At 61.4% G+C, this 12,154-nt stretch carries 10 protein-coding genes and 1 tRNA gene; 9 read left to right on the top strand and 2 right to left on the bottom strand.

Going from position 1 to position 12,154, the window contains the following annotated elements; genetic code table 11:
- Positions 1–66 precede the first annotated feature (66 nt).
- Positions 67–288, bottom strand: coding sequence for a hypothetical protein (locus HYP802_RS22430; protein ID WP_013948123.1), 222 nt, complete (start codon positions 286–288; stop codon positions 67–69).
- 407 nt (positions 289–695) lie between these two features.
- Between HYP802_RS22430 and HYP802_RS0114625 the strand changes: the two genes are divergently transcribed.
- From HYP802_RS0114625 to HYP802_RS0114615, 3 genes are all read left to right on the top strand, one after another.
- Positions 696–902 carry a hypothetical protein gene (locus HYP802_RS0114625; protein ID WP_013948122.1) on the top strand — a complete coding sequence of 69 codons (207 nt, stop codon included), beginning with the start codon at positions 696–698 and terminating at the stop codon, positions 900–902.
- 85 nt (positions 903–987) lie between these two features.
- Positions 988–2,277: an O-acetylhomoserine aminocarboxypropyltransferase gene (locus tag HYP802_RS0114620; protein ID WP_013948120.1), complete on the top strand. Its 1,290-nt coding sequence runs from the start codon at positions 988–990 to the stop codon at positions 2,275–2,277.
- A gap of 20 nt (positions 2,278–2,297) precedes the next feature.
- Positions 2,298–2,618, top strand: a complete 321-nt coding sequence (locus HYP802_RS0114615) for a hypothetical protein (protein WP_013948119.1) — start codon at positions 2,298–2,300, stop codon at positions 2,616–2,618.
- Positions 2,619–2,655: 37 nt separating this feature from the next.
- Here the strand turns inward: HYP802_RS0114615 and phaC are convergent, their stop codons facing one another.
- The gene (gene phaC, locus HYP802_RS0114610; RefSeq protein ID WP_013948118.1) at positions 2,656–4,464 is read right to left on the bottom strand and encodes a class I poly(R)-hydroxyalkanoic acid synthase; all 1,809 of its coding nucleotides are present in this window, start codon (positions 4,462–4,464) and stop codon (positions 2,656–2,658) included.
- 391 nt (positions 4,465–4,855) lie between these two features.
- Between phaC and HYP802_RS0114605 the strand changes: the two genes are divergently transcribed.
- The 6 genes from HYP802_RS0114605 to HYP802_RS0114580 all read left to right on the top strand — a co-directional run bounded on the left by HYP802_RS0114605 (position 4,856) and on the right by HYP802_RS0114580 (position 12,130).
- Positions 4,856–6,082 carry an LL-diaminopimelate aminotransferase gene (locus tag HYP802_RS0114605; protein ID WP_024276046.1) on the top strand — a complete coding sequence of 409 codons (1,227 nt, stop codon included), beginning with the start codon at positions 4,856–4,858 and terminating at the stop codon, positions 6,080–6,082.
- Positions 6,083–6,090: 8 nt separating this feature from the next.
- The gene (locus HYP802_RS0114600; protein ID WP_024276045.1) at positions 6,091–7,416 is read left to right on the top strand and encodes a homoserine dehydrogenase; all 1,326 of its coding nucleotides are present in this window, start codon (positions 6,091–6,093) and stop codon (positions 7,414–7,416) included.
- A 34-nt stretch (positions 7,417–7,450) separates the two neighbouring features.
- Positions 7,451–8,452: a class II fructose-bisphosphatase gene (glpX, locus tag HYP802_RS0114595; RefSeq protein WP_013948115.1), complete on the top strand. Its 1,002-nt coding sequence runs from the start codon at positions 7,451–7,453 to the stop codon at positions 8,450–8,452.
- Between the two features lie 132 nt (positions 8,453–8,584).
- On the top strand, positions 8,585–10,417 hold the full coding sequence (gene recJ / locus HYP802_RS0114590) for a single-stranded-DNA-specific exonuclease RecJ (RefSeq protein WP_024276044.1): 1,833 nt from the start codon (positions 8,585–8,587) through the stop codon (positions 10,415–10,417).
- Between the two features lie 112 nt (positions 10,418–10,529).
- A tRNA-Glu gene (locus tag HYP802_RS0114585) sits at positions 10,530–10,604 on the top strand.
- A gap of 332 nt (positions 10,605–10,936) precedes the next feature.
- Positions 10,937–12,130: an MFS transporter gene (locus HYP802_RS0114580; RefSeq protein WP_024276043.1), complete on the top strand. Its 1,194-nt coding sequence runs from the start codon at positions 10,937–10,939 to the stop codon at positions 12,128–12,130.
- Positions 12,131–12,154 lie beyond the last annotated feature (24 nt).

Raw genomic sequence — 12,154 nt, 5'->3', positions numbered from 1 at the left:
CTCGGCGCCGGGGCGAATGCGCTGCACCGATAGTCCAAATCCGGATTATCCGTAATGACCGGAAATCTAAACCTTGAATTCCGGCGAGGGCGCTCTCGGGATGCGGGCGCCGTCCGCGCCGACTTGGCTCGCCACGCCGTAAAGGGTGCACGCCAGGACAAGGGCAACGAACATGATGCCCATCCAGAGCGCCGAACGGCGCACAAACCAACCGACGGTAAGAGTTCCGGATGCGCGCGCATCATCCCACGCCGCGCCTTCGGCCCGCTCGACACTTTGAGTAGTCATATGCTGATCTGCCGCCTTAGAAACTTGCCTCTGCGACTCGCCCGATCACATCGCCCCGACACCCCCATCCGCACAAGACGACCATGCGCGCTTTTGGTGAAAATCGAATCGGATGTGGCATCCGCGCTGCTTATCTGCCGCGAGGAAGAGAGTGGCAAGGCCAAACCGTGGCAAATTCGATACGCTTTGAAGGCGACATGAGGGCCAATCCGCAACAGGAGCCGCGGCAAATATTCCTGACCACAGATTAGGCAGAAAGTGCGACAGCCTTGTTCTTGTGCACGGGAAAATTTCCCGCATACTTGGCTCGATCAGTCCAAAAACGAATAAAAAACGATCAGAGGAACCGTCCAGGGCACACCGCAATCGCTCCCGCGAGCGATTAACGCTTCAAACCTGGAGGCCCCATGATCGAACTCGTCGTCGCCGTCTGCCTGATCGACCAGCCGAGCCGTTGCAAAGACGTCACGCTGAATTTCGAAGGTCAGAGCGTCAGCGCCAGCCAGTGCATGACCAACGGTCAGATCGAGATGGCGAAGTGGATTGGTGACCACCCCAACTGGGTTATCCAGAAGTGGCACTGCGGTATGGCCGGACGCTCCGCCGACCTCTAGGAAAACTTATAACGAGCCGGCCAGTTGACAGGCCGGTTCCGCGTCGGCTCCCTGTGGCTCAAAAAGCTTCAGGGGAACGCCAACAATGTCGACATCATCGAACGTCAAGTTCGCGACGGCAGCCGTGCACGCCGGAGCAGCGCCCGATCCCACGACCGGCGCGCGTGCCACGCCGATTTATCAGACGACGTCTTACGTCTTTAATGACGTCGACCATGCCGCCGCCCTTTTCGGGCTGGAGGCGTTCGGCAACATCTATACGCGCATAACGAACCCGACTCAGGCGGTGCTAGAAGGGCGCCTCGCGGCGCTGGAGGATGGCTCAGCCGCGCTGGCGCTTGCCTCCGGTCATGCCGCGCAGTTTCTGGCGTTCCATACGCTGCTTGAGCCGGGCGATGAGTTCATTGCCGGGCGGCAGCTCTACGGCGGTTCGGTCAACCAGTTCAACCATTCGTTCAAGAAGTTCGATTGGAACGTCGTCTGGGCGGATGCAACAGACCCGCAATCGTTTGCCCGCGCCGTCACGCCGAAGACGCGTGCGATATTCTGCGAAAGCATCGCCAACCCCGGCGGCGTTGTCGTGGACCTCCCGGCCATTGCAGCCGTCGCGAAAGACGCAGGCGTACCGTTTATCGTCGATAATACGCTGGCGACGCCCTACCTCTGCCGCCCGAAGGATTTCGGCGCCGACATCGTCGTACACAGCCTGACTAAATTTATTGGCGGCCACGGCAACTCGATCGGCGGCGCCATCGTCGATTGCGGCACCTTCGACTGGCTCGGAAGCCGCCACCATTACAAATCTCTGGTCAATCCGAACCCCTCCTACAACGGCCTGAAGATTGCCGAGGCCTTTGGGCCGATGGCGTTTGCCATCGCGGCGCGCGTTCTGGGGTTGCGCGACCTCGGGCCCGCAATCTCGCCGTTTAACGCCTTCCTGCTGTTGACGGGTGCCGAGACCCTGCCGCTCCGCATGCAACGGCAGACCGACAACGCGCTTGCTGTCGCCGAATGGCTCGAAAGGCAGCCGAAAATCGCCTGGGTTAGCTATGCCGGGCTGCCGTCGAGCCCCTGCCACGCGCTGCAGAAAAAGATTTGTCCAAAAGGTGCAGGTGCCGTCTTCACGTTCGGGCTCAAAGGCGGATATGAAGCGGGCGTGAAGCTCGTTTCGGGCTTGAAGCTCTTCAGCCTTCTCGCCAACATTGGCGACACGCGAAGCCTTGTCATCCATCCCGCATCGACGACGCACCGGCAGCTCCGGGACGATGAGAGACGGGCTGCGGGGGCGGGGCCGGATGTCGTCAGATTATCGATCGGCATCGAAGACATAGAGGACATCATCGGCGATCTCGAACAGGCGCTCGCTGCTGTCTAGACGTCAACGGGAAAGGGACCATGAACCACCAGCTTGTTCTTCAATTTCAGGGCGACGACGACGATACGCTCGACAAGGTCATCGCGCTGGAAGATCGCCTGATCGAAGCCCTCGGTAACTCGACGTCGGCCGAAGTAGACGGGCACGAGCCCGGTGACGGCGTGATCAATCTCGTGTTGCTGGCAAAGAACGCAACGAAGGTCTGGGAGAAGATCGAGCCGATCGTGGAAGACGCTTCTGACGAGCTCGATATCAACGCCGTCGCGTTCCGCTCGCTCGATGGCGAGGATTTCACGGTTCTCTGGCCGGTCGATTACGAGGGCGAATTCGAATTGGCATGAAGTCATGCGCCGCGTCTCAGCGCGGCGCAGACGTTCTTCAATGCGCTTTGACGTAAGCGCCGGGGGCGTCCTCGATCACGCCGAGCGTGCTGCCGGGAACGCGCGCCGGCACCCAACCGCCCGACTGCTGCGACAGCCATTCGATCCAGTACGGCCACCACGAGCCTGGATGCTCGACGGCGGACGCCTGCCAATCGGCGATGTTCGTCATTGCCGTGCCGTCGGTCCAATACTGATACTTGACCTTGTTCGGCGGATTGACCACGCCCGCGATGTGTCCTGATCCGGCAAGCACGAACTCGACCGGGCCGCCGAACATCTGAATACCGCGGAATACCGACGGCGCTGGCGCGATGTGATCCTCACGCGTCGCCACCGAGAAGATCGGCAGCGTAATTTTCTTCAGGTCGAGATGAACGCCACCGAGCGTCATGTCGCCTCGTGCCAGCCGGTTCTCGTTATAGAACTCGCGCAGATAGAACTTGTGATTGGCCGCCGCCATGCGCGTCGAATCCTGGTTCCAGTAGAGCAGGTCGAACGGGAACGGCTTCTTTCCGAGCAGGTAATTGTTGACGACATACGGCCAGATGAGGTCGCGCGGCCGCATCATATTGAAGACGTTCGCCATGCGCGACCCGTCGAGGAAGCCGCGCTCCGACATCAGCGCGTCGAGACTTTCGAGCTGCATGTTGTCGGTGAACAGCAACAGATCGCCGGCGAGCGAAAAGTCGACTTGTGTCGTCAGCAACGTGCAGCATTGGAACGGCTCTTCGCCGCGCTGGGCGAGATAGGCGAGGCCGGTCGCGAGCGCCGTTCCGCCGACGCAGTAGCCGAGCACGTTGATCTTATCGAGCCCCGTTTCCTTCTGTACGGCCCGCACCGCTTCGAGGATGCCTTCCAGCACGTAGTCCTCGAAGGTCTTGTCGGCGAGCTTTTCGTCCGGATTGACCCACGAGACGATGAAAACGGTGAAACCCTGGTCGACGACATACTTGATCAGGCTCTTCGAAGCCGTCAGGTCGAGGATGTAGTATTTGTTGATCCACGGCGGGATCATGATCAGCGGCCGCTCGCGGACTTTCTCCGTCGTCGGACTGTATTGAATGAGCTGCAGCAATTCGTTCTGGAAAACGACCTTGCCGCCCGTCGTCGCTAGATTGCGGCCAAGCTCGAAGGCGTTCGCGTCGGTCTGACTGATCTTCATCAGATCGCCGGAACGCTTCATATCCTCCGCCAGCAGATTGGCGCCCTTCAGCAGGTTCTCGGCGTTTGACGCCAGCGTCTCGCGCAAGACCTCCGGGTTCGTCACTGGGAAGTTCGTCGGCGAATAGGCGCTGGTGAGCTGTTTCAGATAGAACTCGGCGCGATGCCGTTCGACCGCGTCGAGGTCTGGCGTCGAGGCCAACTGATCCTCGGCCCATTTGCACGCCAGAAGATAAGCCTGTTTGCAGAAATCGAAGAACGGGTTGTGATCCCACTCCGGGTCCTTGAACCTGTGATCCCCGGCAGCCGGTGCAATGAGCGGCGGCACGTCCTTGTTCAGCATACGGGTCAGGACGTTGTTCCAGAGAGCCGCGAACTGCCGGAAGAACTCGGCCTGTGCCTCGGACAGCTTAACTGGGTCGGACAGCCATTTCCGGACCAACGCGGTCAATGTCTCGGTCGCGGCCGAAAACTCGCTCGCGGGCGAATAGGGACCCATCTTGGCGTCGGGACGCTCCGCAAGCTGAGCAAGCGCCGTGCTGCCCTGCTCGAACGCTTTCAACAGGTTTGTAGCAAACGCCTCGGGATCCGGGATGCGGTAGGCCGAGAAAAGCGGCGGCAATTCGTGGCTATCTTGCGGCATGGCGGCTTAAGAAGCTTTCTAAGGTTTTTTATCCGTTGGCACGGTACGCGAGTTCGCCAAAACCCTCGACGACAGTGCCGTTAAGAGGGGAGTCGAAGCAAGTGCGAATCGGTCATGTTGGCCCTTCGCAGTAGGTAGGTGGTGATGGCGCCATCATGACCGCGTCACGTTTGCTCCCGCAGTGCGAAAATAATGCGAAACCGTGCCCTTTCGCCCCGTTCGGTGCTACCTCGCGCCGCGGTACTGGACGGACCATGGGCCGCGAGCGTAAAGAGGCGTGCGGCCAAGCATTATCGCGAGCCTGGGCTTTGGTTAAACGACCGTTGATCAGCTTCGCAGCCGCCATAAGAATTTCGCCGCGATTTGCTGCGGTGCCGAGGGATAAAGATCTTTGAGCGAAGAGTTTCACCGCATCAAGCGCCTGCCACCGTACGTTTTCGCGGAAGTCAACCGTTTGAAGGCGGCTGCCCGAGCGCGCGGCGCGGATATTATCGACCTCGGCATGGGCAATCCCGATATGCCGACGCCGAAGCATATCGTCGATAAGCTCATTGAGACGATCAACAAGCCACGGACGCATCGCTATTCGGCCTCGAAGGGCATTCCGGGGCTGCGCAAGGCTCAAGCTGCTTATTACGAGCGCCGCTTCGGCGTGAAGCTCGACCCCGAGACCGAGATCGTTGCAACGCTCGGCTCGAAGGAAGGCTTCGCCAACATTGCCCAGGCGATTGCTGCACCGGGCGACATCGTGCTCGTGCCGAACCCGACCTATCCGATCCACTCGTTCGGTTTCATCATCGCGGGCGCCGCTATCCGCCATCTGCCGGCATCGAACGGCGAGGATTTCCTGCGCGCGATGGAGCACGCAGTAAAGCACTCGATTCCGAAGCCGCTCGCCGTCGTCATGTCGTATCCGTCGAACCCGACGGCCATGACGGTCAGCCTCGACTTCTACAAGGAAGCCGTGGCGCTGGCGAAGAAGCTCGACATCATCATTCTGTCCGACATCGCCTATGCCGAGCTTTATTACGATGACAACCCGCCGCCCTCCGTGCTGCAGGTTCCCGGCGCGAAGGACATCACTGTTGAGTTCACGTCGCTGTCGAAGACCTACAACATGCCGGGCTGGCGCATGGGCTTTGCTGTCGGCAACGAAAGGTTGATTGGTGCGCTTGCGCGCGTGAAATCCTATCTCGACTATGGTGCCTTCACGCCGATCCAGGTCGCCGCCGCAGCAGCACTCAACGGCCCGCAGGATTGCGTCGACGAAATCCGCGCCATGTATAAGAGTCGCCGCGACGTACTCGTTGATAGCTTCGCAAAAGCAGGGTTTCCCGTGCCGCCGCCGCCCGCAACGATGTTTGCCTGGGCGCCTGTACCGGAGCGGTATCGCCACATGGGCTCCGTCGAGTTCGCCAAGATGCTGATCGAGAAGGCGGATGTCGCCGTCTCTCCCGGTGTCGGCTTCGGCGAATACGGCGAAGGCTTCATTCGCATCGCACTGGTCGAAAACGAGCAGCGCATTCGCCAGGCCGCCCGTTCGATCAAGAAGCTTTTCTCCGAGCCGGCAGAAACGCCGGCGGATATTTCCCGCCCACAGCAGTCCGCAATCCGATAATCGACAGCATGGAACCTCTCACCCTTGGTATTGCCGGACTAGGCACGGTTGGCGGCGGTTTGCTTGGCCTGCTGCAGGCGAACGGTCCGCATTTCGCAAACATCGTCGGTCGCGAGATCCGCGTCACCGGCATTTCAGCCCGCAACCGCAAGAAAGAACGCGGCATCGCCGTCGATAATGTCGAATGGTTCGATGATCCGGTCGCGCTTGCTGTGCACCCGTCGAACGCCGTGTTCGTCGAGTTGATCGGCGGCGAGGACGGTATTGCCAAGGCTGCCGTTGAGGCAGCGCTCAATGCCAAGAAGCACGTCGTCACTGCCAACAAGGCGCTGCTCGCAAAGCACGGTGTCGAATTGGCCCGCTTGGCCGAGAAGAACGGCGTCGCGCTGAACTTCGAGGCTGCCGTCGCGGGCGGCATTCCCGTCATCAAGACGCTGCGCGAAGCTTTGGGCGCCAACCGCGTCAAGCGCGTTTACGGCATTCTGAACGGCACCTGCAATTACATCCTCTCCAAGATGCAGTCGGAGAACCGCGCCTTCGACGACGTGCTGAAGGAAGCGCAGGAACTGGGCTACGCCGAAGCCGATCCGACATTCGACATTGGTGGCTTCGATGCCGCGCATAAGCTTGCGCTGCTGACGAGCCTCGCCTTCGGCACCCGCGTCGCCTTCGAGCAGATCCACGTCGAAGGCATTCAATCGATCACCCAGGCTGACATCGAGGCCAGCGACAGCCTCGGCTATCGCATCAAGCTGCTGGGCGTTGCGACGGAAACGGAGACCGGCATCGAGGCACGTGTTTCGCCCGCGCTGGTCTACAAGGATTCCGCCATCGCCGAAGTTTCCGGTGTGACGAACGCCGTCGCGATCGATGGCGATTTCTCCGGCAACATTCTGCTCGTCGGACCGGGCGCCGGTGCCAAGCCGACCGCGTCGGCCGTCGCCGGCGATATTCTCGATATTGCGCGCGGCCTGATCGTTCCGCCGTTCGTGACGCCGACCGCCAAGCTCAAAGCGCACAAGCGCGCCAAGCTCGATCAGCATTACGGCTCTTATTACGTGCGCCTGGCGCTTTACGATAAGCCCGGCGCCATGGCCGCTGTCGCGAAAAGCATGGGCGATCAGCAGATTTCGCTGGAAAGCATCGTCCAGCACCGGCCGCAGACGCTGCATGCGCCCCGCATCGGCGGTCGCGCGCCGACGAACAAGGATCAGCCGGTTATCATCATCACGCACGAAACCACCGAACAGGCCGTGCGTAAGGCGCTCGAAACCATCGAGAAAGATGGCATCGTCACCGAGCGCCCGCAAATGATACGCATCGAAGAGCTTTGAACGAAACCTTGGGCACCGCGGAAGGACATGGATCATGAGCAGGGCTGAACAAGCAAACGGCACGCACGGGCCGGGTCTCGATCGAATTTTGGTGCTCGAACTGGCGCGCGTGACGGAAGCTGCCGCCATTGCCGCCGCTCATCTGGTCGGACGCGGCAACGAGAAAGCTGCCGACAAGGCTGCGGTTGACGCCATGCGCCGTGAACTCGGCCGCGTCGAAATCCGCGGCACGGTCGTCATCGGCGAAGGCGAGATGGACGAAGCGCCGATGCTGTACATCGGCGAGAAAGTCGGCACCGGTGAAGGGCCCGAAGTCGATATCGCCGTCGATCCGCTCGAAGGCACGACGATCTGCGCTAAGGCCATGCCGAACGCGCTCGCTGTTCTCGCGATCTCGGAGAAGGGCGGCCTGCTGCATGCCCCTGACATGTACATGAACAAGATTGCAGTTGGTCCGGGTTACCCGAATGGCGTCGTCGATCTCGATGCAACGCCTGCTGACAATCTCAACGCCCTTGCCAAGGCGAAAGGCGTGCCGATCCACGAGATCATGGCTTGCATTCTCGACCGTCCGCGCCACGCCGACCTGATCCGCGCCGTGCGCGAAGCCGGTGCAGGCGTGCAGCTCATTCCGGACGGCGACATCGCGGGCGTCATCTGGACGACGGACCCGAAGGAAACCGGCATCGACATTTACATGGGGTCGGGTGGCGCGCCGGAAGGCGTCCTCGCGGCGGCAGCGCTCCGCTGCATCGGTGGCCAGATCCAGGGCCGTCTGATGCCGATGAAAGACGAAGAGCGCATCCGTGCCGAGAAGATGGGCATTTCCGACATCAAGCGGAAGTTCTGTCTCGAAGATATGGCTTCCGCCGACGTCGTCTTTTCCGCAACCGGCGTCACTGACGGTTCGTTGCTGAAGGGCGTGCACATTCGCGGCGACTTCGCGGAAACGGAAACCGTCGTCATGCGCTCGAAGACGGGCACCGTCCGCCGCATCAAGTCGCGGGTGCGCAACGTCGGCTCGCGTTTCGTCTGATCTCGCAGGCCATCCGCTCGCCGGACTCATATCTCCTTGTGGAGACAACGCGAGCGGATGCCGCCTCACGGCCCGAATCGACCTACAACCTGAAGCGATTGAGGCCGATCACACGAAACGGCGGGGAAACGATTGCGCCCAAATCTCGCGACAGTTGAACAGGACGCCGGCACGGCCGAGCGTTCGTTTCTCGGAGTGACCAAAAGCGCCCGCGGTTTTGCGTGGCGTGAGCGTCTTCCTGAGCATCAGAAGCAAATCGCGACCGCGATCAGCCAGCGCCACGGCTTGCCCGATCTGATCGGACGCGTGCTCGCCGCGCGCGGCGTCGGCTTGGATGCAGTGCCGACATTCCTTGATCCGACGCTGAAAGCTCTGATGCCCGATCCGAGTACGCTGCGGGATATGGACAGGGCCGCCGCGCGCCTTGCCGACGCCGTGCAGGCCAAACAGAACGTCGCGATCTTCGGTGACTACGACGTCGATGGCGCTTGCTCTTCGGCGCTGGTGAAACGCTTTCTCGAATTCCACGACACGCCTGCGCGCATTTATATCCCGGACCGATTGTTCGAAGGCTACGGTCCGAACGTCGCCGCCATCGAAGGTCTCGTCAACGAGGGCGCCAAGCTCATCGTCACGGTCGACTGCGGCACGACCAGCTATGAGCCGCTGGCTGCCGCGCGCAAACTCGGCGCCGATGTCGTCGTCATCGACCACCACCAGGCTGACGAGCGCCTGCCGGACGTGACGGCGCTGGTCAATCCAAACCGTCAGGACGACATTTCAGGGCAGGGGATGCTCTGCGCCGCGGGTGTCGTCTTTCTCGTTCTCGTCGCGACAACGCGCGAACTCCGCCGCCGCGGCCATTACAGCGGGGCACGCGAGCCCGATCTGCTGGCGCTTCTCGATATGGTCGCGCTGGCGACCGTCGCCGACGTGGTGCCGCTCGTCGGCCTCAATCGCGCGTATGTGAAAAAGGGCCTCGCGGTCATGCGGGCGCGCGAGAACGTCGGCTTGACCGCGCTTTCCGACGCCGCCGGTCTCTCCGTCGCGCCGACGCCCTACCACTTGGGATTCATCCTCGGACCGCGCATCAACGCCGGCGGACGCATCGGTAATGCCGCACTTGGCGCGACGCTGCTCTCGTCGTCCGATCCAACGGAAGCGCAACGCATCGCCGAAACGCTTCATCGGCTCAACAAGGAACGCAAGGATATCGAGACGGCCGTGCTCGAAGAGGCGATGGCGATCGCCGACCGGCAGGTGACGGATAACCCCGATCGCGCGATCCTTGTTGTCGGTTCTGATGCTTGGCACAAGGGCGTGGTCGGACTTGTCGCGAGCCGTCTGGTCGAACGCTTTCGTCGTCCGGCCTGCGTCATAGCCTGGGATGCCACGGCGATGGGTACCGGCTCGCTGCGCTCCGTTCCCGGCATCGATCTTGGTGCAGCCGTGCGTGCCGCTGTGACCGCAGGCCATCTGGCGAAGGGCGGTGGACACGCCATGGCGGCCGGTCTGACGGTCAGCCGCGACAGCCTTGCGTTGCTCGAAGCCTTTCTGCAAAGCCACCTTGGCGCGGCAGCACAAGGTGTGGGCGACATCGCGCATCTCGATATCGACGCCTCGCTCGTTGCCTCCGGCGCCACGTCCGACCTTATGGACCTGATCGAGCGTGTCAGCCCCTTCGGCCAAGGCAATGCCGAAGCACGTTTCGCGCTTCCCGCCCACCGCGTGAAGTTCGGCAAGATCATTGCCGACGCCCACGTCCGCGTCATACTCGAAGGCGGCGACGGCTCGCGCGTCGACGGCGTCGCATTCCGCGCCGTAGGCCAGCCGCTGGGCGACCTTCTGCTGTCGGCGGGCGGTATGCCCCTCCATGTCGCAGGCCACCTGCGCAAGGACACCTGGGGCGGCCGCGAACGCATTGAAATGCAGATCGAAGACGCCGCCGATCCCCGCCGCCAGTAGGAAATCGCGGCGCTTTTCGATGTGGCCCATCCTGTCGCAGGAAATAGGGGCGGCGGCGGCTTGCCAAAGGCGCCCAAAGCCGCTTATACGGTGCCCCTTGTTGCCGACGGACGCTCCCTTCGTCTATCGGTTAGGACGTCAGATTTTCAATCTGAAAAGACGGGTTCGACTCCCGTAGGGAGCGCCAGTGCGGAAAAAAGCGCATTGAATTCACTGAATTTTATTCGGCTTTTGTCCCGCCGAGAAAAGCGGGAATGTCATTCAACCTTCTTTATCCGACGAAGCGGATGCATTTCAGCCCGCGCCGACGACCGCTTTCGTACAGTTGCGGACCTCATACCGCCGTTGCACCCATTTAGCTTTAGCTGTCGGTCTTACGCCGCATTGCGCGATAGCGGCGGGGCGACAAGCCTTAGAGCCGATGGAACAGCTTCGAGAATGCAGCGCTCGTTTCGTAGCCAACCCTCAGGGTAAATTGCCAGCGCGACTTCGCGCACAATGAAAGCCGACACATCTGAAATGGCAGCCATAGCCTCGCGCCTCAAAGAGATTCCAGCCAGCATTTGGGCTCTAGGCTTTGTCTCCATGCTGATGGACATCTCGTCGGAGATGATCCACGCATTGCTGCCGATCTATCTGGTTACCGTGCTCGGCGCTTCCACGCTGACGGTCGGCGTAATCGAGGGTATCGCTGAAGCGACAGCTGCGATCACCAAGATCTTCTCGGGCGCTCTGTCCGACTGGCTCGGCCGACGCAAGGAATTGGCCGCACTGGGTTACGGCCTGGCCGCCTTGACCAAGCCGATCTTTCCTCTGGCGCCAGACGTCGGATGGCTCGTTGTCGCGCGCTTCATCGACCGCGTCGGCAAAGGCATCCGGGGTGCGCCGCGTGATGCGCTCGTCGCCGATCTTGCGCCGCCGGAGTTGCGTGGCGCGAGCTTCGGTTTGCGCCAATCGCTCGATACGGTCGGGGCATTTGTCGGTCCGGCTATTGCTATTGCCTTGATGTGGCTCACCGCCGACAGATTCACGACCGTGTTCTGGGTGGCTGTCCTTCCGGCATTTCTCGCTCTGGGACTCATTCTCTTCGCCGTACATGAGCCTAAGCGCCCGGCCGATGTGCGTGTCGTCAAATCCCCTTTAAGCCGTGCGGAAATCGCACGCCTCGGACCTGCTTTTTGGCGAGTTGTAGCGATTGCGACGGCTTTCACTCTCGCCCGATTCAGCGAGGCGTTTCTCATTCTCAAAGCCCAGGCCGTGGGCCTGCCCATTGCGCTGGTTCCTGGCGTGCTTGTGCTGATGAATGTCGTCTACGCGCTTGCCGCCTATCCGGCTGGCGTGCTGTCAGACCGGTTTGATCGCGAGACCATCCTCATCGCGGGGCTGGGTCTGCTCATTCTGGCCGACGGAGTGCTGGCGTTTTCCTCTACGATCGCTACGGCAGCGCTTGGGATTGTGCTGTGGGGCTTGCATATGGGTGTGACTCAGGGATTGCTGGCGACGTTGGTCGCCGACACCGCGCCACCAGAACTGCGTGGTACGGCTTACGGGATGTTCAACCTCACGACCGGCATCGCCCTTCTCGCTGCCAGCGTGCTTGCCGGAGGGCTATGGGAGGGCGTCGGGCCACAAGCGACGTTCCTGGCGGGAGCATTCTTTGCGATCGTGGCGCTTGCAGGGCTTTTGGTTGCGGCTCGGGCGACAAAAAGCTAAACGCACATCGTCCGCGTCTCAGCT

Source organism: Hyphomicrobium sp. 802 (assembly GCF_000526135.1).
GTDB lineage: Bacteria > Pseudomonadota > Alphaproteobacteria > Rhizobiales > Hyphomicrobiaceae > Hyphomicrobium_B.
The sequence above is the reverse complement of the archived record's forward strand: the minus strand, read 5'-3'. Positions and strand labels throughout refer to the sequence as shown.

What these genes read in the sequence shown, in the direction of transcription:
- HYP802_RS0114580 (WP_024276043.1), top strand. Translation starts at nt 10,937, where the DNA reads ATGGCAGCCATAGCCTCGCGCCTCAAAGAGATTCCAGCCAGCATTTGG.
- HYP802_RS0114600 (WP_024276045.1), top strand. Translation starts at nt 6,091, where the DNA reads ATGGAACCTCTCACCCTTGGTATTGCCGGACTAGGCACGGTTGGCGGC.
- HYP802_RS22430 (WP_013948123.1), bottom strand. Translation starts at nt 288, where the DNA reads ATGACTACTCAAAGTGTCGAGCGGGCCGAAGGCGCGGCGTGGGATGAT.
- HYP802_RS0114620 (WP_013948120.1), top strand. Translation starts at nt 988, where the DNA reads ATGTCGACATCATCGAACGTCAAGTTCGCGACGGCAGCCGTGCACGCC.
- phaC (WP_013948118.1), bottom strand. Translation starts at nt 4,464, where the DNA reads ATGCCGCAAGATAGCCACGAATTGCCGCCGCTTTTCTCGGCCTACCGC.
- HYP802_RS0114615 (WP_013948119.1), top strand. Translation starts at nt 2,298, where the DNA reads ATGAACCACCAGCTTGTTCTTCAATTTCAGGGCGACGACGACGATACG.
- glpX (WP_013948115.1), top strand. Translation starts at nt 7,451, where the DNA reads ATGAGCAGGGCTGAACAAGCAAACGGCACGCACGGGCCGGGTCTCGAT.
- HYP802_RS0114625 (WP_013948122.1), top strand. Translation starts at nt 696, where the DNA reads ATGATCGAACTCGTCGTCGCCGTCTGCCTGATCGACCAGCCGAGCCGT.